Source organism: Gemmatimonas aurantiaca T-27, assembly GCF_000010305.1.
GTDB classification, from domain to species: domain Bacteria; phylum Gemmatimonadota; class Gemmatimonadetes; order Gemmatimonadales; family Gemmatimonadaceae; genus Gemmatimonas; species Gemmatimonas aurantiaca.
Map to the genome: position 1 here is coordinate 2,870,913 of NC_012489.1, position 24,832 is coordinate 2,895,744.

At 64.3% G+C, this 24,832-nt stretch carries 21 protein-coding genes; 8 read left to right on the forward strand and 13 right to left on the reverse strand.

Annotated elements, in window-relative coordinates:
• Positions 1 to 25 precede the first annotated feature (25 nt).
• The 7 genes from guaB to GAU_RS12645 form a co-directional block, all read right to left on the reverse strand.
• Positions 26 to 1,516: an IMP dehydrogenase gene (gene guaB, locus GAU_RS12615; protein WP_015894262.1), complete on the reverse strand. Its 1,491-nt coding sequence runs from the start codon at positions 1,514 to 1,516 to the stop codon at positions 26 to 28.
• A 103-nt stretch (positions 1,517 to 1,619) separates the two neighbouring features.
• The gene (locus tag GAU_RS20965; protein WP_015894263.1) at positions 1,620 to 2,174 is read right to left on the reverse strand and encodes a YkvA family protein; all 555 of its coding nucleotides are present in this window, start codon (positions 2,172 to 2,174) and stop codon (positions 1,620 to 1,622) included.
• A gap of 3 nt (positions 2,175 to 2,177) precedes the next feature.
• Positions 2,178 to 2,657 carry a hypothetical protein gene (locus tag GAU_RS12625; protein WP_015894264.1) on the reverse strand — a complete coding sequence of 160 codons (480 nt, stop codon included), beginning with the start codon at positions 2,655 to 2,657 and terminating at the stop codon, positions 2,178 to 2,180.
• Positions 2,658 to 2,685: 28 nt separating this feature from the next.
• A complete protein-coding gene (locus GAU_RS12630) occupies positions 2,686 to 3,684 on the reverse strand; it encodes a D-Ala-D-Ala carboxypeptidase family metallohydrolase (RefSeq protein ID WP_015894265.1) in 999 nt (332 codons plus the stop codon).
• A complete protein-coding gene (locus tag GAU_RS12635; RefSeq protein WP_052574422.1) occupies positions 3,669 to 4,616 on the reverse strand; it encodes a D-Ala-D-Ala carboxypeptidase family metallohydrolase in 948 nt (315 codons plus the stop codon). The genes GAU_RS12630 and GAU_RS12635 overlap by 16 nt, the downstream gene beginning before the upstream one ends.
• 215 nt (positions 4,617 to 4,831) lie before the next feature.
• On the reverse strand, positions 4,832 to 5,680 hold the full coding sequence (locus GAU_RS20970) for a L,D-transpeptidase (protein WP_015894267.1): 849 nt from the start codon (positions 5,678 to 5,680) through the stop codon (positions 4,832 to 4,834).
• Positions 5,681 to 5,682: 2 nt separating this feature from the next.
• Positions 5,683 to 6,342: a hypothetical protein gene (locus tag GAU_RS12645; protein ID WP_015894268.1), complete on the reverse strand. Its 660-nt coding sequence runs from the start codon at positions 6,340 to 6,342 to the stop codon at positions 5,683 to 5,685.
• An 85-nt stretch (positions 6,343 to 6,427) separates the two neighbouring features.
• Here GAU_RS12645 and gpmI point away from each other — a divergent pair, with 85 nt between their 5' ends.
• The 7 genes from gpmI to GAU_RS12680 all read left to right on the forward strand — a co-directional run bounded on the left by gpmI (position 6,428) and on the right by GAU_RS12680 (position 13,552).
• Positions 6,428 to 7,990, forward strand: coding sequence for a 2,3-bisphosphoglycerate-independent phosphoglycerate mutase (gene gpmI, locus GAU_RS12650; protein ID WP_015894269.1), 1,563 nt, complete (start codon positions 6,428 to 6,430; stop codon positions 7,988 to 7,990).
• Positions 7,990 to 8,709, forward strand: a complete 720-nt coding sequence (locus tag GAU_RS12655) for a hypothetical protein (protein WP_015894270.1) — start codon at positions 7,990 to 7,992, stop codon at positions 8,707 to 8,709. The genes gpmI and GAU_RS12655 overlap by 1 nt, the downstream gene beginning before the upstream one ends.
• 85 nt (positions 8,710 to 8,794) lie before the next feature.
• Entirely contained in the window at positions 8,795 to 9,223 is a 429-nt protein-coding gene (locus GAU_RS12660) for a 6-pyruvoyl trahydropterin synthase family protein (protein ID WP_070105076.1), read from the forward strand.
• The gene (dacB, locus tag GAU_RS12665) at positions 9,220 to 10,857 is read left to right on the forward strand and encodes a D-alanyl-D-alanine carboxypeptidase/D-alanyl-D-alanine endopeptidase (RefSeq protein WP_015894272.1); all 1,638 of its coding nucleotides are present in this window, start codon (positions 9,220 to 9,222) and stop codon (positions 10,855 to 10,857) included. The genes GAU_RS12660 and dacB overlap by 4 nt, the downstream gene beginning before the upstream one ends.
• On the forward strand, positions 10,854 to 12,161 hold the full coding sequence (glp, locus tag GAU_RS22265) for a molybdopterin molybdotransferase MoeA (protein ID WP_052574423.1): 1,308 nt from the start codon (positions 10,854 to 10,856) through the stop codon (positions 12,159 to 12,161). Before dacB ends, glp begins: the two co-directional genes overlap by 4 nt.
• 48 nt (positions 12,162 to 12,209) lie before the next feature.
• Positions 12,210 to 12,956: a class I SAM-dependent methyltransferase gene (locus GAU_RS20975; RefSeq protein ID WP_015894274.1), complete on the forward strand. Its 747-nt coding sequence runs from the start codon at positions 12,210 to 12,212 to the stop codon at positions 12,954 to 12,956.
• A gap of 122 nt (positions 12,957 to 13,078) precedes the next feature.
• Positions 13,079 to 13,552: a hypothetical protein gene (locus GAU_RS12680; protein ID WP_041265512.1), complete on the forward strand. Its 474-nt coding sequence runs from the start codon at positions 13,079 to 13,081 to the stop codon at positions 13,550 to 13,552.
• A gap of 103 nt (positions 13,553 to 13,655) precedes the next feature.
• Here GAU_RS12680 and GAU_RS12685 read toward each other — a convergent pair whose 3' ends face one another.
• The 3 genes from GAU_RS12685 to GAU_RS12695 all read right to left on the reverse strand — a co-directional run bounded on the left by GAU_RS12685 (position 13,656) and on the right by GAU_RS12695 (position 17,588).
• Complete coding sequence (locus GAU_RS12685) at positions 13,656 to 15,710, reverse strand: heterodisulfide reductase-related iron-sulfur binding cluster (protein ID WP_015894276.1); 2,055 nt, start codon at positions 15,708 to 15,710, stop codon at positions 13,656 to 13,658.
• Positions 15,711 to 15,840: 130 nt separating this feature from the next.
• Entirely contained in the window at positions 15,841 to 16,830 is a 990-nt protein-coding gene (locus GAU_RS12690; RefSeq protein WP_015894277.1) for an electron transfer flavoprotein subunit alpha/FixB family protein, read from the reverse strand.
• A gap of 2 nt (positions 16,831 to 16,832) precedes the next feature.
• Positions 16,833 to 17,588: an electron transfer flavoprotein subunit beta/FixA family protein gene (locus tag GAU_RS12695; protein WP_015894278.1), complete on the reverse strand. Its 756-nt coding sequence runs from the start codon at positions 17,586 to 17,588 to the stop codon at positions 16,833 to 16,835.
• 284 nt (positions 17,589 to 17,872) lie between these two features.
• Here GAU_RS12695 and GAU_RS12700 point away from each other — a divergent pair, with 284 nt between their 5' ends.
• Positions 17,873 to 18,973 (forward strand): choice-of-anchor A family protein, encoded by a 1,101-nt coding sequence (locus GAU_RS12700; protein ID WP_015894279.1) that lies wholly within the window; start codon positions 17,873 to 17,875, stop codon positions 18,971 to 18,973.
• A 91-nt stretch (positions 18,974 to 19,064) separates the two neighbouring features.
• Here the strand turns inward: GAU_RS12700 and GAU_RS12705 are convergent, their stop codons facing one another.
• The 3 genes from GAU_RS12705 to GAU_RS12715 form a co-directional block, all read right to left on the reverse strand.
• Positions 19,065 to 20,306, reverse strand: coding sequence for a RagB/SusD family nutrient uptake outer membrane protein (locus tag GAU_RS12705; protein ID WP_015894280.1), 1,242 nt, complete (start codon positions 20,304 to 20,306; stop codon positions 19,065 to 19,067).
• Positions 20,307 to 20,311: 5 nt separating this feature from the next.
• The gene (locus tag GAU_RS12710) at positions 20,312 to 23,326 is read right to left on the reverse strand and encodes a SusC/RagA family TonB-linked outer membrane protein (RefSeq protein WP_041265514.1); all 3,015 of its coding nucleotides are present in this window, start codon (positions 23,324 to 23,326) and stop codon (positions 20,312 to 20,314) included.
• Positions 23,327 to 23,569: 243 nt separating this feature from the next.
• The gene (locus GAU_RS12715; RefSeq protein ID WP_052574424.1) at positions 23,570 to 24,808 is read right to left on the reverse strand and encodes an acyl-CoA dehydrogenase family protein; all 1,239 of its coding nucleotides are present in this window, start codon (positions 24,806 to 24,808) and stop codon (positions 23,570 to 23,572) included.
• Positions 24,809 to 24,832: the final 24 nt, after the last annotated feature.

Below are 24,832 nucleotides of genomic sequence, written 5' to 3' on the forward strand. Positions count from 1 at the left end.
GACAGTGCCCCGGTGAAAGTACTGGTCAGAGCGAGTAATTGGGGGCTTCGCGCGTGATCGTCACGTCGTGCGGGTGCGACTCGCGCAGGCCGGCCGTGGTGATGCGCACAAACTCCGCGTCTGTACGCAACGCCTCGATGCTGCCGCACCCTACGTAACCCATACCGCTCCGCAACCCGCCGACCATCTGGAACAGGACGTCGCCGACGGGACCCTTGTAGGGCACTCGTCCCTCGATACCCTCGGGGACAAGCTTCTTGGGGGACATCTCGCCTTCCTGGAAGTAGCGGTCGGCCGAGCCGTCCTGCATCGCGGAGAGCGACCCCATCCCGCGGATCATCTTGAAGCGGCGACCCTCGAGGAGGAACGACTCACCCGGGCTTTCTTCCGTACCCGCCAGCATCGAGCCCATCATCACGCTCGACGCACCGGCAGCAAGCGCCTTCACAATATCTCCGGAATACTTCACACCACCGTCAGCAATCACCGGCACATCACCGGCCCCATCCACGGCATCCATCACCGCCGTCAATTGTGGCACACCCACGCCGGTCACCACGCGCGTGGTGCAGATCGAGCCTGGCCCGACGCCCACCTTGACCGCATCAACGCCCCGCTCCACCAGGGCAGCGGCACCCGCACGGCTGGCCACATTGCCCGCCACGAGCTGTACCTCGGGGAAAGCCTCGCGCACCCGGGCCGTGGCCTGCAACACCCCTTCACTGTGCCCGTGGGCCGTGTCGATGATCAGGACATCGACCCCCGCCTGCACCAGTGCCCTGGCCCGGTCGAGGTAGTCGGCGCCGGCGCCGATCGCTGCCGCCACCCGCAGGCGGCCATGCTGATCCTTGTTGGCGTCCGGATACTGCCGACGCTTGTGGATGTCCTTGACGGTGATCAGTCCCTTCAGTGTGCCATGGTCATCCACCACGGGCAGCTTCTCGATACGATGTTTGCCGAGGATGCGCTCGGCCTCGTCGAGGGTGGTGCCCACCGGAGCCGTGATGAGCCCCTGACCGGTCATGACATCGCGAAGCGGTCGATCGAGGTCTCGCTCGAACTGCAGGTCGCGGTTGGTCAGGATGCCGACCAATTGTCCCGCGCCGTCGACGATCGGTACCCCGGAAATCTTGAAGCGCATCATCAGGGCGACGGCTTCCCGCAGCGAGGCGGTGGGGGAAAGTGTGATCGGATTGAGGATCATGCCACTTTCGCTGCGCTTTACCCGATCGACTTCCGCCGCCTGGCGGTCGATGGACATGTTCTTGTGCAACACACCGATAGCTCCATATCGAGCCATCGCAATCGCCATCTCGCTCTCGGTCACGGTATCCATGGCCGCGGACGCCAGCGGCACATTGAGCGTGATGCCTCGCGTGAATCGCGAGTGGAGCGTCACCTCACGCGGATGCGTGAGAGAGTGTCGAGGGGCGAGGAGGACGTCGTCGAAGGTAAGTGCGACGTCCTCACGAATACGGGCGGAGCCACGCGAAGGTCCTACTGTCGAGGGTGCCATCTTGAAGAGTAGACGGCACCCGACGACGAATCAACTCCAGTAGGCAGACCGAGACCGACGGACCCGGACGACGGGAGTCGCGAGGGCGGCCGTCCGGGTCTGATCAGTCGCGATGCCCGGCCATTTTGCGGAGACGGCGACGCAGCCGGCTGGGCAGGAAGAACCCGGCGGCCGCCACAATACCGGCCAGATTGAGGTCTTCCAGCTCGCGGGGGTCTCCGCGCCAGTGGTCGAGCAGCGTATCGTACCCGGCCCGCTCCACCAGCCGCTGCAGGGAAAGCATGAGCAGGAACACGTCGTCCACTTCGCCCAGGAAGGGGATGACGTCGGGAATGAAATCGAGCGGTGAGATGATGTAGGCCGCCGCTGCGATCACCATGAACCGATCCACCGGTGACACCCGGCGATCGCCGAACAGACCGATCAGCAGCCGGATATACGAAGGAATCTGGCGAATGGCGTTGACGACCGAGCGCTTGAGCCCACGGCGTGGCGCGCTTCCCCGTCGAGCCCCTTCCCGCGCGCTGTCTTCTCGTGCCTCGCTCGCTTCACGGCGCGCCCGCCGCTCGCGCCGGGCAGCCGACAGACGCTGTTGACGAGCGCTGACACGCGCCTCGTCCTGAGGAGAATCCGGGTCGGGTTGCTGCCGTTCGTCCATGAATCAGCTCGAGGTGGGACCGGGCGCCGGTGGCGGCACGGGTGGGGTAGGAGCAGCACCAGCCTGAGGCGGGGCCGCCGGAGCAGCCGGCGATGCAGCCGCGGGCGCCGTCGGCGCAGTTCCGCTGGGTGCACCGTTCGGTGTCCCGGGAGCTCCTGGGGCTCCGATCTGGTCGGCAGCCGTCTTGGCAGCGGACACCACGTCGGTGGCCACGGTTTTGGTGGTTTGTGCGACGTTGTTCAGCACCCCGACGGCCTTGTTGAGAAACCCCATGGCCTCGGAGACAGTTCCAACCGCCAGTCCGCCGGCCCGCAGCGTGTCTTCCACGCCATCGGTGAAGCGCTGGAAGACGTTGGCCACCGGTGCCGGCTTCTCGGCGTACTTCGACTCGAGGAACTCGACGTAGTCGAGCACCTGATAGAGACGCTCGTCGTTGAGCGTGTCGAGCTTTCGGGTGATGCGATCGCGGACGTATGGATTCATGTGTTTCCTCCTGGCCCGCCTTACGTGATCAGCCGCGCCAGCGTTTCCGTTCGCCGCGGGCGTCGATGTGGCAATATGGCGTAGCGTAGCGCCGACTGCTGTATACCCCAAGCCCGCCGGCCAATTCCGGGTGCAGGCGCTCCACCCAGTCCACCGCCTGCTCCACCCGATACGCGTCGAAAATCGTCAGGCGACCATCACCGTCTGCGTCGATCGCCACGTCCGCGGCATCACCGTACAGGTGGCGGGAATCGCGGGCCGAGCCTTCCACGCTCGAATTGTGCAGCGGGGTGCGAAACCCGGAATGGACTTCGAGTTCGAAATCCATGCGCTCTTCGCCACGGCGACGGGCCAGTTCACGGAGCACCAGTTCGATCTTGTCCAGCACACGCGGATCGACGGCGACATAGCGCGGCCACATCGTCTGGCGGTCGTGTGTGACAAAATCGCGCACCTTCAAATGCCGCGTGAGCGGGAGGTCGAGATGCTCTTCCCGCACTTCCGCAAAACCGTCCGGGCGCTCGCCCTGCTCGTCCCGTGACCACTCGGCGGGATAGCGCCCGATCTGATAGCCGTTCAGCGTGCTGCCCAGCTTGAGCTCAAAAGGCACCAACACCGCGAGGCGCGGCTCCGTGATGCGCTGCGTGACACCGGCACGCGTCAACGCCAGCTCGTAGAAGCCAGGCGTGAGCGGTGCCAGCAGCGTGTCGCTGTCCAACGGGCGCGCCACGTCACCCGACTGATTGCTGCCGACGGCGATCCACTGGTACGTGAAAGCCAGCGGTTCGCCATTCATGCGCAGCGGGAATGCCAGACGTTCGCCGGCCCGCACGAATCGCATGTGCACATCGCCACTGAGTCCACGGGCCTCGGGCGCCGATTCCACGCGCGGCACACGACGCGCCGCGCTCAATCCGGACGTGTCGGCCATCAGCTCACCGGGCGGCTGATACCAGATGGCCGCCGTGATGGCTGCCAATCCGCTCAGCACCAATGCGGTACGACGCCGGATCACAGCGATCCCCACCGTGCACGCTGTCCACGCACGTCGATATGCACGAACGGGCCATGCACCGAATTCGCCATGTACACGCCAATACCGCCGGCCAGCTCCGGGTGCGCCTGCTCCACCCGCTCGGCCGCCTTGGCCAAAACCCGCGCATCGCGGATGTCGACACGACCATCGCCGTTGAGATCACTCATCCAGTCGCGGGTGCCGTTCACGACATAGACATCGGCCGCATCACCGTACTGATGACGGCTGTCCTGCACCCGGCCACCGGCGCCCACACCCTGCTCGTTGTACTGCGGCGTCCGAAAGCCTGACATCACGCGCATTTTCTGCGCAGGAATGCCCATCGCCCGCAGCTCGCTCAATACCAGTTCGAGCTTGTCGACCAACGTTTCCTGCAACACGAGGTACTTGGGCCACACCGTCGCCTGGTCGTGCGTCAGGAAATCACGCAACCGGAAGTGCTCCGAGATATGCGTGTCCTGATTGCTGGCGGTCACCTCGAGGAACCCCTCGGGATTGGTGTATGCCGCACTGCGCACCCCACGCCGTTCCGCAGGGAAAAAACCGATGCGGTACGTGCCGATGCGACCACGCACCTTGTCGGCAAACGGACGCATCGTGATGAAATGAAACGGTGCCGACGCGCTCACCGAATCGGGCGTGGCGTACACCCCGGGATGTGAGGCCGCCGAATCGCCAAACAACTCGCGGAGGATCGGCACACTGGCCATGCGCGTGGGCGACAGGAACCGCGCCCGCAGCTTGCGACTGCGTCCACGCAGGGAGTCGATCAACGAACCCGGTGCCGATACGCGGGTGACCGCGCTCCGATCGGCCGGACGGCGCGCGGCATGCAGCGGCACCTCACTGGCGCGACCAGGTCGGGCAAAGGCCGCCAACGTCAGACATGCACCAACGCCGAGCGTCACCGAGAGGCGACGCACCAGGCGAGGAGAACGGGACTGACGACGAGCGACGCGTGCAGTATCGAGAGGCTGTGGCGAATTCACGGAGTCGGGTATGGCGCTCGAGTTCTGATAGCTATCAGAAAGACGATCGAGCGTCAGTCGGGAAATATAAGTCCCCCTGTCAGGGGACTCCCGCATCACGGGGCGCAAAGCCGCCGGGAGACAGCCGGCCGCGTGTGTGGGAACGCCGGTCAGTAGATGTAGACCAGTGTCCCGACGGAAACCTGATTGTACAGCGCTTCGATGTCCTCGTTCCGCAGTCTGACACATCCGTGGCTCACGGCTTGGCCGACAGACTTCGGATTGTTCGTCCCATGCAGTGCGTAGCCATCACCCAGATACAACCGCCGGGTACCCAGCACATCGGGGTACTTACGCTGGTTGGTTCCAAAAGGCGGAATGACAACCCGCCCATCAGCCACGATCTCCCGTCCGTCACTGGCAGTGAGCGGTTTGGCACTGCCATCCGACCCCACCCGAACCACGTCGTTCCCACGAACGGCAATGCTCGAACCGTCTTTCAGCTTGATCGGCGTTCCGCGAACAAGCTGAACCAGACCCATTCCTCGTTTGTTGGCCTGCTCCTGGAAGTGCCAGTCAGGTGGAATCCAGGCAGGAGCGGAGTCTCGGCGTTGCACGACCAGCCGCCCTCGGGGCGTTTCGAAGCGCATGACCTTGGTGCTGCCCTTCACCACCATCTGTTTGCCGGAGCCGGTGGCCACGGGCGCTGTGAACAGCACGCTGTCACCCTGCTTGTACCACACCCGCCGTTCCGCGATGGACACGACCAGGTAGGGTGCATTGGCCGAGGCCGGCGGGGGCGTGCTCTCCGCCAGCTCGGCGCGGAGACTGTCCGTGCCGGCGCCAGCCTGCAGCACGGCCTGTTCGATGGCTTCCGTATTGTCGTTGAACACCATGCGGGCCACATCGCGTTCGAAGCGCAGCCGGAAGGTGCCGATGAGGAGCCAGGTGCTATATGCGGCCAACAGGGTCACCAGGACCAACAGCCAGCGCGCTCGGGCTTGGAAGAAAGGTGCCATAATTAGAAGAAGTACACCTTGGTTCCGGCGGTGAGGTTTTCTCGGATCGCGACCAGATCGGCCGCCGAGACCCGTATGGCACCGGGCATGACATAGCTGCTGTCGGCCAGGGGGCCCTGTGACGGGATGGAGTAGATGAGTACGCCGCCCGTAGTGACGATGGCCTGGGTACCGGTCCAGCCACTGTCAGCCCTGATTTCCGGCACCGGGAGTCCCCGGTCCAACCACAACCAGGCCGGCAATTCGTAGCGGTCGCCTTTGCCGAGCAGGCGCTCGACCACGCGCATACCCCGGGGGACGACGGCGTGCATGGTGTCGGGAGGTGTTCCCACGCGTCGCTCCGGGCCGATGACCGCCGGCATGGTGCGCAGGCGAGCTGTGCCACGATCCAGGGCCACGAACGACGAATCGACGTTCACGGCGAGGTGCAGCGCCTCGTCGCCCTGGGCCTGTCGACGCAGCAGCTCGATCATGAGCGTGGCGCGGTCCGCATCGGCGGCTACGATGGCATCGGCGCGTTGCCGCTCGAGTGCCGTCATGCCGGTACGCAGCCGCGCGGTCTCCTCCCGGTAGTGTGCCCGTCGCAAGAGGAGGAAACCATCCAGTACCGCGAGGGCGACCAACACCAGGGTCAGTACGACGATCCGACGACGAACACGCATGAAGATCCGGGGTTCCTCTGAATGGTTGAGCCGCGTTGCAGTAGATTCCGCCCACGACATTTCCCCAAGCTTACCCCGGAGACCGATGTCTGCACGACCGACGCGAGCGGTGGCCCTGATCATCCTGGACGGATGGGGGTATCGCGAAGCGTGTGAGGCCAATGCAATCTGCCTCGCCAACACCCCAACATGGGACCGGGTTTGGTCACATCCGTCACGTACGCTGCTCAGCGCATCGGGGCGGGCTGTGGGCCTGCCCGACGGACAGATGGGGAACAGCGAAGTCGGACACCTGAATCTCGGTGCCGGGCGCGTGGTGATGCAGGACCTGGTGCGCATCGGGGCCTCGATCGAAGACGGCCACTTCTTTCGCGACGAGGTGCTGCTCGCGGCCTGTGCGGCAGCCAAGCGCACCGGCGGCACCCTGCACCTGCTCGGTCTGCTGGGCAACGGCGGTGTGCATGCCCACGATGAGCACATGGTGGCGATGGTCGAACTGGCGCATCGTGAGGGGGTGCCGCGTGTGGTCATCCACACGATGCTCGACGGTCGTGACACGCCGCCATCGAGTGCGTACGCGTTTCTGTCCTCGTTGCTCGAACGAACCGCCGGACGCGCGCAACTGGCGTCGGTGAGTGGTCGTTACTTCGGCATGGACCGCGACAACCGCTGGGAACGCACGGGTCTCTGGTATCAGGCCGCGGTCCAGGGTGATGCGCCGATCGAAGGCGACGCGCTCGCCGCATTGCAGCGGTCGTATGACGCCGGCACCACCGACGAATTCGTGAAACCCTGGGTGATGGCCGGTCCTGACGGCCAGGCCCTCGCCCCGATGCGGGATGGTGATGTGCTGGTGTGCACCAACTTCCGCAGCGATCGCATGCGGCAGTCGCTGCGTGCGTTGACCCTGCCCGACTTCGCCGGCTTCGAGACCGGTGTGCGGCCGTCGTTGCACATCACCACGATGACCAACTACGACGACGCCTTCGATTTCCCGATCGCGTTTCCGCCGCAGTCGATGCGCCATCTCGTCGGCGAGATGGTGTCCCACGCCGGTCTGACCCAACTGCGCACCGCGGAGACCGAGAAGTATCCCCACGTCACGTTCTTTTTCAACGGAGGACGGGATGAACCGTTCCCCGGTGAAGACCGTCGCATGGTGCCAAGTCCGAAGGTGGCGACCTACGATCTGCAGCCGGAGATGAGCGCACCGGCGGTGTGCGATATCCTGTGTGACGCGCTCGCGAATCGCACACACGATTTCATGCTGTGCAACTTTGCGAACACCGACATGGTGGGTCACACCGGATCGATTCCGGCGGCGATTCGTGCGGTGGAAACGGTGGACGCCTGCCTGGCGCGGATCATCGACGCGGCGGCGGTGGGCGGCGCGCGGCTGATCATCACGGCCGATCACGGCAATGCCGACGTGATGGTGGACCCGATCACCGGCCAGCCGCACACAGCGCACACGACCAATCCCGTTCCGCTGGTCATTCTCGATCCCGACGAAACGGCGTCACTGCGCGATGGCGCGGCGCTGTGCGACGTCGGTCCTACAGCGCTGGCGCTGCTCGGCATCGCGCTTCCTCCTGAAATCACCGGACGCGACCTTCGCGTTCGTTCAACTGTCCAAGCCACTTCGTGATGCGCGCGTCTTCATTTCGCTTTGCCCTTTTTGCCCGTGCATCCGTGCTGGCGGCACTCTCTGCCGCTGTACCGGCGGTGGCCTCTGCGCAGGTGGGTCACCAACCCACGACCAGCCCGTACGAAGACTTCAAGATCGGGCAGACTCTCACCATCATGGCCGGCTGGCTCGCCATCAAGCGCGACCCCGCTGACGTGGCGGTGAAATCGTCGGTGATGGGATCGCTGCGCTACGATCTGGGGATCGGCGGACCCGTGTCACTGTATGGCCGCTACCTGATGGCACCGTCCGAGCGCAAAGTGCTCGTGCCGAACAACCCGCGGGCGACGCGCGTGCTGGGCATGGAATCCACCACGTCACACGTGATGGACATGGGCCTCGACGTCTCGCTCACGGGTCGGAAGACGTGGCACCATCTGATGCCTTCGCTGAATGTCGGCGGCGGTCTGGTCAGCAACTTCGCGAGCGCCGATACCGGCGCATACCGGTTCGGCACCAAGTTCGCGCTCACGTATGGCGCCAGCCTCCGATACCTGCCACGGAAGGGGCCGCAGATTCGCGTGGATGTGGGACGTTTTATGTGGAAGTATCAGTACCCCGACCGCTACTTCGTGAAGGCGTCCGACACGACTTCCGTGCTGACCGACACCAGGCAGCGCTCGGCATGGCGCACCAACTGGGGTGTGAGCGCGGGCGTCTCGGTTCCCATTTTCCGCTAGTCACTCGCACGACTGCCTTTCGTTCTTTCACCAGCGCCGCCTCGTCGGCGGCGCTGGTGTGTCGTTTCCCTTCCTGCGCGGCCCGATGCCCCGTACATCGCTCACCCGTCGCGTGCTCTTCGCGGCCGCGCATCGCTATCGCCGTCCCGATTGGAGTGATCAGGAGAACGCCGACGTTTTTGGCGCCTGCGCGCATCCCAACTATCACGGGCACACCTACCTGTGCGACGTGACGGTGGCCGGTCCGGTGGACGAAGAAACGGGGTTTGTCGTCGACCTCGGGTTTCTGGATCGTGTGCTGCAGCGTGAAGTCCGCGAGCGCTTCGATCACCGCAACATCAATCTCGACGTGCCCGAGTTTGCAGAGGGCCGCCTGATCCCGACGGGGGAGAATCTGGCACGCTTCATCTGCGAGCGGGTGCAGGCGGCGCTGGCCCACACCACCGCCCGCGTGGTGCGGGTGCATCTGGCTGAAGACACCACGTTGAGCAGCACGTACGAGGTGGACGCATGAAGCGGGCACTGGTGGCAGGTGTCGTGATCGCAGCATCACTCGTTGCGGCCTGCGCGAAGTCCGCGCGCCCACCGGTGGAAGCGCCCGTCGGCCCCCATCGTCCCGAGCCGGTAGCGCCGGAGATGATTCCGGTGATGATGCCGATGGCGACGATCGCGATGCCCGGTACCCGCGACACGCTGCAGTACCTGGTCGACTCCGTGCTGGCCGCCCCGATGTGGCGCAACGCCCGGTGGGGCATTCTGCTGGTCGATGCCGAACGCAACGACACGATCCTGTCGCACGATGCCGATCGATTGTTCATGCCGGCGTCGAACCAGAAGCTGCTGACCGCCGCGATTGCGCTGCAACATCTCGGACCGGACTTCCGGTGGCGTACACCCGTTCTGCTGGATGGGACACAGCGCGGGTCGGTGTTTCATGGCGACCTGCTCGTACAGGGCAGCGGCGATCCAAGCATCAGCGATGCCCTGCGCGGCGGACGTGCCAGCAGTGCCTTTGATGCCATTCTCGATACGCTGCAGGCGCGCGGCATCAAGCGCATCACCGGGCGGGTTTTGCCATGGGGTGATGCGTTGCCGGGAGCCACCACGGGGTTTGGATGGGCGTGGGACGATTTCGACGCGGGGTACAGTGCCGCGATCGACGAGCTCACGTACAACGAAGGTGAGCTGTATCTGCATATCGTGGCGGGTTCCAAGATCGGCAGCCCGGTCACCGTGCGTCGGGCACCAACCGAGCGCTATCCCGCGGTGCGCATCGAGGCGATCACGCGCGACACCGCGACGAGTGCAGTATCCGCCATCGCGCCACGCCCGATGCCGCTCTCGGTGGTGTACGACAGCATCGGCCATCAGGTTGTCGTATCGGGCACCATGTCGCAGGGCGACAGTACACGTGTCACCCTGGCTTACCGTCATCCCAGTGATGCATTCCTCGCCGCGTTGGGCGACGCTCTCCGTGCGCGCAAGATTTCGGTGCAAGGCGGCGTCATCGCGCGTCCGGCGCCGCATGGCCCTGGCCGCGTGGCATCGCGCAGCACGAAGCGCGCGGTCGCCCATGCGATCGACACACTGGGTGTGATCGAGAGTGTGTCCTTTGCCGATGTGTTGCGCCGCATGCTGAAACCGTCGCAGAACCAGATGGCGGAACTGATCTTCCGTACATCCGGCTACGTCGCATCGGGCGATGGCTCGCTCGACAGCGCTCGCGCGGTTGGCACGCGGACGCTGGCTGGCTGGGGCATCACGGGACAGGACGTTGCCTATCGCGATGGCAGTGGCCTGTCACGCCATGACTATCTGACGCCGCGGGCGGTGGTGCGTGTGCTCGATGCGATGCACCGATCGCCGTGGTATGCCGTGTTCCGCGATGGGCTGCCCATTGCGGGCGTGGACGGCACCATCGCGAATCGCATGAAGGACACACCGGCCCAGGGCAACGCGCGCGCCAAGACGGGCACGCTCGACAAGGCGCGGGCATTGTCCGGCTATGTCACGAGCAGCGATGGTCGCCTGCTGTTTTTCTCGCTGCTGTGCAACAACTTCTCGGTACCTACCCGGGAAGTGGAGCGCGTGCAGGATCTGCTGGTGCGCACCATGGCCGGCGGTACCTTTCCCGCGTTGCCCCAGTGAGTGGAGCGGATGCCGTGCGGCGTGGGCTGTCCTACGAGGAGGCTCTCGCCAGCATCCTCGACTCGGCGCGCGCGCGCACGACAAGCCCGATCGATGTCCCACTGACATCGGCACTTGGCCGAGCACTCGCGGAATCCGTGGTGAGCCCGGTGTCGTTGCCGCCGTGGGACAATGCCGGCATGGACGGTTTTGCGGTGCGCCGTGATGACGTGACCGGCGCATCGCCCGACGCGCCGTGCGTGCTTTCGGTGATCGGCACCAGTGTGGCGGGCAGCGACCCGTCGACACTTCCGCGACTGCAGCCGGGCAGCGCGGTACGCATCATGACCGGCGCACCCATTCCCCCGGGTGCCGATGTGGTGATTCGTGTGGAGGACACCACCGAACACCTGACTCCATCGCACGACGGCCATGTGCGCATCGTGAATGACCGCGATGCACAGGGGCGCGGCAATGTGCGTCCACGAGGGGAGGACGTGACGCGTGATGCCATCCTGTTTGCCCCCGGAACATCGATTCGCGCGGCGCATCTTGGCCTGCTGGCATCGGTGGGAAAAGCCACGGTACGAGTGTACCGCGCGCCGCGTGTGACCGTGCTCTCGAGCGGCGATGAGCTGGTGCCCGTGGAGAGCTTCGATCAGGTATTGGCCGGCCAGCGGATTGTTTCGTCCAGCAGCTATGCCCTGCCCGCGCTGCTGCGCAGTGCCGGCGCCGAGGTGACAATGGCGCCCCTCGTGCCGGATTCGCTCGACGCGATGACGGCGGCTATGGATGCTGCGGTACGGGACGGATGCGATCTGCTGGTGACCACAGGTGGCGTGTCGGTGGGCGCACACGACTACACACGTGACGCCCTCATGGCACTGGGCGGTGAACAACAGTTCTGGCGCGCCCGCATCCGCCCTGGTGGACCCATTGGCACCGGTCAGGTACGCGGTGTGCCGTGGATCGGCCTTCCCGGTAATCCCGTATCCACGCTGGTCACGGGCATGCTCTTCGCCTGGCCATTGTTGCGTCAATTGGGCGGACATCACACCACGTGCCACGTGAAACTGCCAGTGCGCATGAGCGAATCGCTCGAGACACCGGCATCGCTCACGTATTTCCTGCGCGGCCGTCTCGTGGTGGCACACGACGGCCAACTCGAAGCGAGCAGCACTGGAGCGCAGGGTTCGAATCTGCAACAGAGTATGGCCCATGCCGATGCCCTGATCGTCGTGCCCGAAACGATCGCGCGTGTGGAGTCCGGCATGATGCTCAGTGCGTTGCTGCTGCCAGACGCGCCTTTCCTGACAACCGCTTGAGCGCCTTCATAGTGCGGCTCCGGTACCTCCTTACGTGAATCACGGCTCATGAGTGAACCCAAGTTTTCGTCTCTCGATCCTGCGGCGCTGGCGCTGGCCGCATTGCATGGAGACGCTCTCGACGCGGCGCTGGCCCGTCGGTTCACACTGACAGAGGTGCCCATCACGGTGGGCGCAGGCGCCAGCGCACGCACTTTCCAGCTCATCAAGCCCTCCAACGCCGACCACCTCATCAGCGAAGCCGACTACGTGCATGATGAGCGACTGCCTTACTGGGCCGATCTGTGGCCCTCGGCGCGGGCGCTGGCGGGGGCGCTCCTGGAAGAACCCAGCATGGGACGCACGTTGCTCGAGCTGGGGTGTGGACTCGGCCTGGACACCACGGCAGCCATCGCCGCCGGGTTTTCTGTGACCAGCACCGACTACTACGAGGACGCGCTGCACGTGGCGCGCAGCAATGCGCGACGGAACCTCGGCGTGGAGCCGGTCGTGCGCATGGTGAACTGGCGACTGTGGCCTGACGATATCGGCACGTTCGACGTGGTCATTGCCGCCGACGTCCTGTACGAAAAGGAGTACGCCACGCTCGTGGCAGCCTGTCTTGCCCGTGCGCTGCGCGATGACGGCGTGGCATTGGTGGCAGACCCCGGCCGCCTTGCCCTTCCGGCGTTCAAGGAACACCTCCCCCAGGTGGGCCTGTACATCGAGAGCAGTACCACCGTGCCGTTCGAAGAAGGCCCCGTGAAACAGCAGGTGCAGATCATGCGCATTCGGAAGGCTGACGGCGCAGGGTGACCGCTGCGGACCCGGACCGACAATTCCGGTCAGTTTCTGTCGCACGCACACCACATTTTGGGGATCTGCCGCCGTGTTTCCCTGCTGAAAGGCGTGGCATCATCCTTCCAGTAGAGACCGGCATGCCTTTCTCTCCCTCCTCCAAGGCGCCGGTCTCCCTCCTCCGGGCCCCCCTGATCGCCCTGGGCATTCTTGCCCTTGCTGCGCTTGCTCTCGCCCCACTGGCCGCATTGGGCGCACAATCGGTGAGCAACGGGCCCGCGCCCGCCGTGACGGCGGATACGTTGCCGGTACCCGTCGTGGACGGCGAGGTCAGTGACCTGCTACTCAAGGGCAAACAGCTCGAAGTGCGCTATCGCAACACCGGATCGGTGGCCACGATGATCGTGGGTGAACTGCAGGTGCGTGACGCCAACGACGAAGTCGTGCTGGCCGTCCCGTTTGCCGATGCCCGCCGTGTGGAAGCCGGTCGCGCCGAGAAGTTCCGACTGGCCATGCCGCACCTCGCGCCGGGGCACTACACCCTGTTCGCGGTGGTGGATTTTGGCGGTGAAACCATGACCGCTGCGCAGGCGGCCCTCGAGATTCGGCCGTAACGCCTCGCCGTCGCGACGGACAATCGCATCACCGGTAAACACAGAGGCCGCGCCCCATATCGGAGCGCGGCCTCTGCGTTTGTTGTAGACGAACAACCGACGATCAGGCGGATCCCGCCGGCGCCGCGAGCTTCGACGCCACGATCTCCGAGATATCGAACACCGGCACTTCCTTGCCGGCACCCGCCACACCGTCGTTGATCATCGTCATGCAGAACGGGCACGCCACGGCAATCTGATCGGCCCCCGTCTCCAGAAGTTCTTCGCTGCGCTCCACGTTGACGCGCTTGCCGTCGTTCTCTTCCATCCACATGCGGCCACCACCGGCGCCACAGCAGAGGCCACGGCTCTTGGTGCGCTTGGGCTCCACCAGCTCCACGATCGGCAGCGCCTTCTTCAGTGTGTTGCGCGGCGCATCGTAGATCTCGTTGTAGCGACCGAGGTAGCACGAATCATGATAGGCCACCTTGAGGCGCTGACCGTGCTCCGTTTCGAGCGGCACGCGGCCTTCGCCCAGCAGGCGCTCGATGTACTCGGTGTGGTGAATGACTTCGTAGTGTCCACCCAGATCGGGGAATTCCTTGCCCATCTGGTGGAAGCAGTGCGGGCAGAACGTGACGATCGTCTTGACCTGATAGCCGTCGAGCGTCTCGATCACGCCCTTGGCGAGCATCTGATACAGGTACTCGTTGCCCATACGACGCGCGGGGTCACCGTGACACGTCTCTTCCTGACCGAGGATGGCGAACTTCACATCAGCGGCCTGCAGGATGCGCGCGAACGCCACGGTGATCTTCTTCGCACGGTCGTCGAAGGAGCCCATGCAGCCCACCCAGAACAGGATATCGGGCTTCTCACCGGCGGCCGCCATCTCGCCCATCGTGGGGATGTCCATGCCTTCCGCCCACTTTTCGCGGTCGGATGCGCTGAATGCCCACGGGCTGCCGTTGCGCTCGAGGCTCGTGAGCGCGGGCTGCAGCTCCTCGGGGAAGCGCGACTCCATGAGCATCAGATCGCGGCGCAGCTCGTTGATGATCTCGAGCTGATCGATGCTCACCGGGCACTCCTGCACGCAGGCGCGGCAGCTCGTGCAGGCCCACAGCTCTTCTTCCGTGATCCAGTCGTCGAGCAGGTTCTTGTCCAGCACCGCCTGCTGTTCTTCGGTGGCCGTGCCGCCGCCCGCTGCGATGGCGTCGAGCGTGCTCGCCTTTTCGGTCAGGCGTGCGCGCGTCTTCACCACGATCATGCGCGGCGAGAGCAGCTTGCCGGTGGTGTTGGCCGGGCACGCTGCGGTGCAGCGCCCACACTCGGTGCAGGAATAGCCGTCGAGCAGATTCTTCCACGACAGGTGCTCGATATCGGCGGCGCCAAACTGCTCGGCGTCTTCGGCCTCGAGATCCATCGGCTTCATGGCGCCGATCCGCCCCGGGCCGCTCGTGTTCGAGAGCCAGACGTTGATCAGCGACGACAGCACGTGGAGGTGCTTCGACTTCGGCAGGTGGTTGAGGAACCACAGGATGAGCACCGCGTGAATCCACCAGCTCACCCGCGCCATGATGTGCGCCGTTTCCGGCGACATGCCACTGAACAGTGGCAGCAACATGGACGTGATGGCGCGCCCCGCGAGGTCGGCGCCGGGCTGCTTGGCTTCGCCAACAAACACGAGCAGCAGCGTGATCATGAGCGTGGCGATCACGCCCAGGATGAGCACCGCTTCGCCACTGTGTACGGCGTCGACCGTGAAACGGCGCGGCTTGAGCACCAACCGGCGATACAGCAGGTATCCGACGGGCATCAGCACGAAGACCGCAAAGATCTCCTGCGAGAACACGTACGGCACGTACAGCATGCGCGGCAGGATCACGCCCCAGGTGAACGGCGTGTAGAGCCCCTGAATCCAGATCTCGAGCGTGCCGAGACCGAGAACGCAGAAGCCCCAGAACACCAGGGCGTGCATGAGGCCACCGAACGGGTCGCGCAGGATCTTCGTCTGTGCGAGGCCGATCAGCAGGAAATTTTTCGTACGGATGTCGGGGTGATCGGTACGGTCTTCGGGCTTGGCGAGCTTCAGCCATCGCACGAGCCGTTGCGCCTGCTGGGCGAACATCCAGAAGCCGCCGGCGAGGATCACCGCGAACACGAGGTTGGACAGGGTCATGGCGCGAAGCTAGACCGGGAGAGGAGTCGCGACAAGCGCATGGCGGCCGGAGCCGGACATGGCATTCGCGGCGAGGGGCAAAACAGAGCCCCACCGCCTCGCGGCGATGGGGCCTGTGTGCTGCGGAAAATCAGCCCTGCGCCTTGGCGGCTTTGACCGCAGCCGTGAGCGCCGGCATCACTTCGAACACGTCACCCACGATGCCGTAGTCGGCAATCTTGAAGATGGGCGCGTCCTTGTCCTTGTTGATCGCGACGATGGTCTTCGCGGTGCGCATACCGGCAAGGTGCTGGATGGCGCCCGAGATACCCACGGCGATGTACAGGTTGGGACTCACGTTGCGGCCCGTCTGACCGATCTGATCCGAGTGCGGACGCCAGCCTTCATCGGTCACCGCGCGCGTGGCGCCCACGGCGGCGTTGCCAAACGCGTCGGCAAGATCTTCACACAGCTTGAAGTTCTCGGCCGCCTTGAGACCACGACCACCGGCCACCACCACCGGCGCGTCGTTGAGATCGATCTTGCCCGTGTTGCCCTGCTTGAGCTCGACCACCTTCACGCGCGACGCCGACGGATCGGCCGCCGAGGTGATGGCTTCGGTGGCCAGCGGCTTGGCATTGGCGACCGGCTGGACAGCCGCCGGGCGCACCGACAGGATGGCCGGCGAACCGGTCAACGCCAGCGTGGCGATCGTCTTGCCGTTCATGTTGAAGTGCTGACCGAACACCTGGCCGCCTTCGACGGTGAAACCGGTGAGGTCGGGCGCGAGGCCCGCACCGAGCTTGGCCGCCACGCGGGGGGACAGATCGCGCCCCTGCGCCGTGGCGCTGAACACCGCAAAGCCGTAGCTGCCGGCACCGAGGCGCTGGGCCAGCGTCGCGGCCAGCGCTTCCGGGTTGTACTGCGCAAAACCGGCATGCTCGAGCACGAGCACACTGTCGGCACCATGCTGGGCCAGCACGTCGGCCTTGGCGCCGATACCGGCCGCACCGGCGAGCACCGCGTGCACATTGCCACCACCCGACAGATCAGCGATCTGGCGGGCCGCCGTGACGGCTTCGAGGGCAACCTTGCGCAGGTCGCCGCTGCGGACTTCTGCAAAAACGAGAACGTTGGCCATGGTCAGAGCACCTTCGCTTCAGTCTGAAGGAGATTCACCAGCTCCGGCACCGCGGCCGCGCTGTCACCCAGGATGCGGCCGGCGGCACGCTCGGGCGGGAGCACCATCTTCTTCACCGACACGCGGGCTTCACCCAACTGCGCCGGCTTCACATCGAGCGTCTTCTTCTTGGCGGCCATGATGCCCTTGAGCGACGGCAGGCGTTCCTTGTTCAAGCCGTCGTCGATGGTCAGCAGAGCCGGCAGCGGGAATTCGACCACTTCGCTGGCGCCTTCGAGCGCCCGCTCCGCGCGACCCGTCTTGCCGCTGATCTCCAGGCGGAAGACGTTCGTGACACACGGCAGGTCGAGCAGTTCGGCGACCATCGGGCCCGTCATCTGATTCATGGAGTCGACCGCGATGCGGCCGAACAGCACGAGGTCATAGCCGCCATCCTTGAGCTCAGCGGCCAGCGCGCGTGCCACCGCCAGCCCGTCGGCTGGTGTGGAGGCCGCCTGCAACAGGATGCCGCGGTCGGCCCCCATCGCCAGCGCCTTGCGGATCTGTTCCTGCGCCGTATCCGGTCCGAGCGAGATCGCGACGACCTCACCCACGTTGTTGTTCTTTTCCTTGAGCTGCAGGCCGGCTTCGATGGCCCACAGGTCGAAGTCGTTGACGTCGTATTTGAGGCCGGCGTCGTCCACCCGGGTCCCGTCTGCCGCGATGGCAAACTTCGTTTCCATCACGGGTACGCGCTTGATGCACACGGCGATCTTCACCGCGGTCGCTCCGTTCGAGAGTCATGGAGAAAACAACCAGTCACGAGGGAAGCTAGAGAGCGTCCCCCCGTCGGGCAATGCGACGGTAGCGTCACATTTATGCTGTCCTGCCCGAGGGAATACGAGTGAGCAGGCTCTGGCGTTCGACTGGAATCTGTGGCGCAGATCACGTATGATTCATAATGTGTCGCGACCGTCATGTTTTGAGGGTCTGGCAATCATTGCTGCGCCATGCAGCCTGAGCCATGCGGCCCGATTTCTTTTGCCCACGTGGGATACCGGACATGTCGTTGATGCGTGCTGTGTTTTCTCCTTCTCTCGGTCGCTCTGCAGCCGGCGCGACACGCTTCGCCACGAACGGGCCGCGTACCAACACCGTGGCCAGCCGGGTGTATCGGGCGGCCACACGGGGGGCGGCGCTGCTTGGCCTGGTGCTGGCGCCGGCCGGCGCGCTCGAAGCACAGGGGCTGACGGGGTACAACGTCTTCACGTTCCACGACTTCCTGATGCAGAACACGGAAGTGAATGGCACCCTCGCGGTGGGTGGTAACGCCACCCTCTCGAGCTTCGCTGTGGCGCCCAATGTGGGCGGCCCGCGGCCTGAAGGTGTGCTGGTCGTGGGTGGCACCGCGACGCTGAGCAACGGCCAGGTCAATCATGGGCACAGCTACTTCGCGCAGGCGCCGACGGGTGGCGCGACGGTGCTCGGCTCTCAGACGGTTGGAGCTCTCCCCGTCGATTTTGCGTCGGAGTACGCGCGATTGTCGGCCTTGTCGGCCCAGTATTCGGCTCTCGACACCAACGCCACCGCCAAGGTGTCTGGCAACGGCGTGTGGTTCGGCGGTACCAACCTGCAGGCCAATGTCTTCACCGTCGATGCGTCCGATCTGATCGGCAAGGGTCACTACAACTTCTACGCGCCGGACGACACGTCGTCGATCATCATCAACGTGAAGGGGTTTGCCGGGACGACTCTCTTTCAGTGGGCCGGTTTCAATCTGTGCACGGTGAAGACGAACGACACGCAGTTCAGCGGATGCTCACAAGCCACGACGGACAATCCCGGCGGTCTGGCGTCCCGTGTGCTCTGGAACTTCGATGGGGTGACCGGCGATGCGGTGTCGATCTTTGGCAGCATGACCGGAGCGGTGCTCGCCCCGAATGTCGACTTCACCCTGCGTTGGGGTCAGCACAACGGCGATTTCGTGGCAGCGAACATCGACTCACAAACCGAATTCTACCGCAACGCGTTCCAGGGCTATGTGCCCGAGAACCCGCAGCCGGGCATCGTCACACCGGAACCGGCATCGGTCGCTCTGGTGGGTTTCGGAGCGCTGACACTCGGCCTCGTACACCGTCGTCGTCGGAATCGCGCAACGGCCTGAACGGGCTTCGAACAGAAACCACAAACACCCCGCGGTCGCCTGTGACCGCGGGGTGTTTGTTTTTGCCCTTCATCAGGCGACGTGCCGTTGGTCAGCCCCGGGCGTTCGGATTGGCCAGGACTTCAGCGTCGGGAAGCGGCCAGCAGCGCTGATCGCCATACACACCGCCCTTGGCGTAGGCGGTACCGGTGGTCGGTACGAGCGTCGGATTGAAGCGACGCACATCGAACCACCGGTTGCCCTGCAGGAACAGCTCGCGTCGACGTTCTTCGGCCACGGCCTCGTTGAAGTTGGCCGTCTCCTGGGCCGTCAACGCCGGCAGCGCCACGCCCGTGCGAGCACGTAACGCGTTGAGAATGGCAATGCCCTCTGCCCCGCCGCGCGCCTCAGCGAGGATCAGTTGGCTCTCGATCCCCGAAGCGATGGGATAGCTCGCCGTGAGACTCGTGAACTTGTTCTGCGTCCACAACTGATTCACCTGATCCGACGCAAGCCGGTTTTGATTGGTCAACGACACGCGCGGGTCGTTCAGTGTGCGATAGGCCGTCGCGATGGTCACCGAGAACGATTGATTGTTCTGCTGGAACATGCGGTTGTTGCGCCGTCCGACCGTGGCATCCGACGTGGCGTTGTACACAAATGCCACCGGCACTCGTGCCGCATCCTCGGCCGCGCCGGGCTTGTTGGCCTTGTTGATACGTGCGCGCGCGCGTCCCGCATAGGCGAGATTGAGGATGGCGGCATCGTTGGCCGTCGTGGCCGCGGTGATCGCCTTGGTGAACCGCACTTCTGCCGAGTCGAAGAGCTGCGTTGGCGTGAGCGTGGCCCCCACGTTGATCGTACCACTGCAGAATCCTTCACCCAACAACACGAGACTGAAGCCCGCGATCGCTGAATTGAGTGCGATCATCCGTTGCCGATTGGGCACCTGGGCATCGGACCACTCTTCCAGTTTGGTGACAGCCTGGTCGTTGGTATACCGCGCCGTGTTGATGGGCGTGAAGACGCCGATGCCTTCGCACGTTGCCGTCGCGTACGTGGCATCCACGGCGAGGATGTTCCGGCGGTCATAGCTCCAGCGGGCGGCGGTCTGGGTGGCGTCGAACAACTCGCCGGCCGCCATGCCACTCGCCACGGCGTAGCCACCCAGTGCGCACTCATAGTCCGCCACAGCGCTGGAGGAAATCAGCGCCGCATTGGCCGGCACGAGATACGATTCCTCGGCCAGGCGGCTGGGTGTTTGCACGCTCAGCAGGCGATCGAATCCGCTGCAGGCGGCGGTGACGGATACGGCCAGCACCGCCGTCACGACCTTCATCGTCATGGTAGTCATGATGATCAGAAGTTGAAGTTGACGGTGGCCACGAACTGACGAAGCTGCGGCAGCACGTTCTGCTCCCATTGCCCAAAGGCTCCGCCGCGGGTGCCGCCGTTGAACGAGGCTTCGGGTTCAATGCCCGGGAAGTTCGTCCACAGCGCCAGGTTGCGGCCGGCAAGGGTCACCGTGGCTCGACTGGCGCGCACGGTGCTGGCGAACCGCGCCGGCAGCGTGTAAGTGGCCGACAGCTCACGGAGTCGCATGAAGCTCGCATCGTAAATGAGATGATGCGTGTATGCCGTGCCCGCCTGTACGGCCCCGAGCAACGCCTTGTCTTCCACCTCATCGGGGTAGTACAGCTCACGGCACAACACGAAGGCTCCGCAGCGTACGCGGTAGTTACCATCGAGCTTCTTGTACCCGCCGCGCCAATCGAGAAAGCTGTTGATGCGTAGGTTACCGAAAATCGTGAGCCCCGCCGTGAGGGATCCTTCCGATGTCGGCACAGAGTTGCCCAGGAATACACGCGGCGCACTGGCGCAGGCCACCGTGCCGCCCTTGTTATCATCACACATCAGGTTCGTGGCGCGCTTGGTAACGGGATCATATCCCGCACTCACCACACGCCGATCCCACCAGGCGCCCGGTGCATATCCCACACGATGCCCGGTGTTGCTGGTCAGCGACACGAAGTCCGTTCCGGCCCCCAGCGACGCGATGTTGTAGCTGTTCGTGGAGCCGCTCAGGGTCAGATCGAGCGCGAGCCGATCACCACGAATGGGCGTGGTCCGCAGGATCCACTCGAGGCCCGTGCGATCCACCTGGCCCGCGTTGAAAAGCTGGAACCCGGGGAACCCATTGGACGGTGGTGCCTGCCGCGACAGAATGGCGTCTTTTGTGTTGCCCTTGAAGTAGGTGAGCTCGAGGGCCACGCGGTCGTTCCACATACCTGCATCGAGACCGGCCTCGAACTCCGTGCTGCGCTCCGGGCCAAGGTCGGGGTTACCAGCCGATGATGGCGTGAGGAAACCACCCGCCGCGGTGTAGGTGCGAATGGCGTCGAAGGCGCCGGGCTGCAAACCGCTGGCCCCGTACGCCGAACGCAGTCGCAACATGTTGAACATCGACGGAATCTTCAGCGACGGTTCATCGCTCACGACCCACGATGCACTGAGCTTCGGGTAGGTGACGGCATCAAAATTGGTACCGAACGCCGAGTTGTCGTCGGTGCGGATGGCACCGGTGAGAAACAAGCGATCGTTCCACACCACCTGTTGCTGCACGAACGCACCCACGGTGTTGTTCTGGAACAGTTCATCCGTACCCACATTGCGGATGGACGCCGATGCGATCGACGTGAGACCGGCGGCGGGGAATGTGGAACCGCTGATGCCACGGAATCGCGACTGCCGCATGTAGATCTGCCCACCGGCCGACGTCACCGACTTGAACGCGGACGTGAGCGAGAAGTTCGCATTGGCCACGTAGTCGTACGACGTCACCGTCACGTCGCGCATGGAGGCCGCAATCGAACCCGATGTTGGCGGGCCACTGCTGGCGAACGACGCATACGTCGCGCCCAGAATGTCGTTGCGCGGTGTCCGCTCTTCGTTGTTCTCGGCGAGTCGGTCGATACCGAGGATGAGCCGATGATTGAGCCACGACGTGGGGCGGTTCGCAAACTGGAAGCTGCCCGTGAAACGGTCCGCGTCCTGGAAGATGTCGTAGGCTTCGTAGTAGATGTTCGGCGGGCCCGAACGGAATCCGAGCTGTGGATTGTTGATCGCGCGGGTGTTCACGCCCACGCCACCATACAAAAAGCTCGGCGACGCATAGTAGGTGGCCCACGTCGCACCACCGCCACCAGCTTCGTACGGGAGATACGTGCGGCCCGTGGTGTAGCCCAGACTCGACTGCAGGTCGATCGACGGCGAAGGGTTGGCCTGCAGATTGACACGCAGGTTGGTGCGACGCAGACGATTCACCCGCTCCGCGCCACGGTTCTCCTCATAGCCACCACCCGCGTAGTAGCGCACGGTGGGTGAACCGCCGGACAACGAGAGCTGCACGTCCTGCAATTCACCTCTCGTGAAGATGTCGTTGCCGAAGCGCGCGTTGAGCGAGTCGTTGAGCTGGCGGGTGGAAATGGTCACCGTATCCAGCGCCGTGGTACTGCCGGCGCGCGGCACCGTACCGTAGTTGTCTTCAAACCGGGTCAGCCAGTTCGGCACCCAACTCGTGCCACCACGCGCGATGAGATTCCAGACCGGCCGTCCTGCAGCGCCCTTCTTGGTGATGATCTGGATGACGCCGTTCGACGCCTCGGTGCCATAGAGCGTCGCCGCTGCGGGGCCCTTGATGACTTCGATGCTTTCGATGTCATCGGGACTGAAGTCATTCCAACGCGAGATAGACGCAGAACCAAAGGCCTGATTGGCGGGCCCCGATGCCTGTGTGTTGTCGACACGCACGCCGTCCACGTAGATCAGCGGATCATTCGACAGCGAGAGCGACGAGGCACCACGCACCCGAATGCGTGATCCGGTGCCCACCTGACCGGAACTGGCGGTGATGCTCACGCCCGACGCACGTCCGTTGAGCAACTCCTGGAAGGAATTCACCGGCTGTGTGGCCACCACCTCCGCCGCGTTCACAGTAGTCACCGCGTTGCCAATGGCGCGTTTCTCCGCGATGCCAGCCGTGCCGGTGGTGACCACCGACGTCAGCTCCATCGCGCGCTCGGTCAGCGCGACACGGACATCCGTGGCACCGATGGCAACACTCAATGTGCGTGACTGAAAACCGATCCGACGGATGGTCAACTCCACGTTGCCACTGCCTGTGACGCCAACAATCCGGAAACGTCCGGCGGCATCCGATGTGGCGCCGACATTGCGGCCTTCCACGGCAATTTGTGCATCACTGACGGGTGCACCACTGCGATCATTCACCACGACTCCGGCAATCACTCCACTGGCTTGTGCTCGTAGTGGCTCCGGATCCGGCGCAAGAATCCACATGCAGGCTGCGATCATGGCAGCGAGCGTAGCGGCCGGAGAACGACGGCGTTTGGGGAGGCATGTACGGCACCTCGCCAACACTCTGACGGACTGCTCCATGCGATTGCTCCTCGACAAAAGTAGGACGGTTTTTGCAGAACCTACCTCTGGTCCAAAAGTCGGCAAGCAATCGTGTCTCATTCATCACAACGCCCGCATCTCCCGGTGGGAAATGCGGGCGTTGATGCACGCAAGCACTACAGCAGTGAGAAACTCAGCTCACTTGAATGCGCTCAACCCCGTCAGCGCCTGACCGAGGATCAGCGAATGCACATCGTGGGTGCCTTCGTACGTGTACACACTCTCGAGATTGGCCATGTGACGCATCGCGGAGTATTCCGCGAGAATGCCATTCGCGCCAAGCAGACGACGTGTTTCGCGTGCGATGTTGGTGGCGATATCGCAGTTGTTGCGCTTGGCGAGTGAGACCTGCACTGGCGTGAAGTTGCCAGCGTCCTTGAGGCGCCCGAGGTGCAGCGATACCAACTGCCCCTTCACCAATTCGGTGAACATGTCGGCCAGACGCACCTGCTGAATCTGAAAACCACCAATGGGCTTGTCGAACATCACGCGGCTCTTCGAATACGACACGGCTTCCTCGAGGCAGGCCATGGCGGCGCCCAGCACGCCCCACGAGATGCCGTAGCGCGCCTGCGTGAGACACATGAGCGGGCTCTTGAGACCGTTCGAGTGCGGCAGGATTGCATCGGCTGGCAGGTGCACATCGGAGAGGACCAGCTCCGACGTATCGCTGGCACGCAGGGAGAGCTTGCCCTTCTGATCGCGGGCCTGGAAGCCCGGCGTGTCGGTGGGCACGATGAAGCCGCGGATGGAGCTGTCGTCGGTGCTGTCGCCGGTCTTGGCCCACACCACGGCCACATGCGCCTTCGAGCCGTTGGTGATCCACATCTTCGCGCCATTCAGGATCCAACTGCCATCGGCCTGCTGACGTGCGCGCGTGATCATGCCCGACGGATTCGATCCAAAATCCGGCTCGGTGAGTCCGAAGCAGCCGATGTATTCAGCCTTGGCCAACTTCGGCAGATAGTGACGCTTCTGCTCTTCCGAACCGAACGCAAAGATCGGATACATCACGAGGGCGCCCTGGACCGAGGCAAACGAGCGGATGCCCGAATCACCGCGTTCGAGTTCCTGCATGATGAGACCGTAGGCGACACTCGACAGGCCGGCGCAACCGTACTCCTCGGGGAGATTGGCGCCGAGCACGCCGAGTTCGGCCAGCTCCGGAATCAGTTCATCGGGGAAACGCCCCTCGACGTAGCAGTCACCCATGACGGGGATGAGCTTTTCGTCGACGAACTGGCGGATGGTATCGCGGATGGCGCGTTCTTCTTCGGTGAGGGCCGCGTCGATGTTGAACAGGTCAGCCGCGTGGGCTTTGAGGTCAACGGACGGCAGCGCCGGCACGGCTCGCGCGAGGAGGGGATCGGAGGCCATAGGAAGCGGGAGGCGGACGGAAGT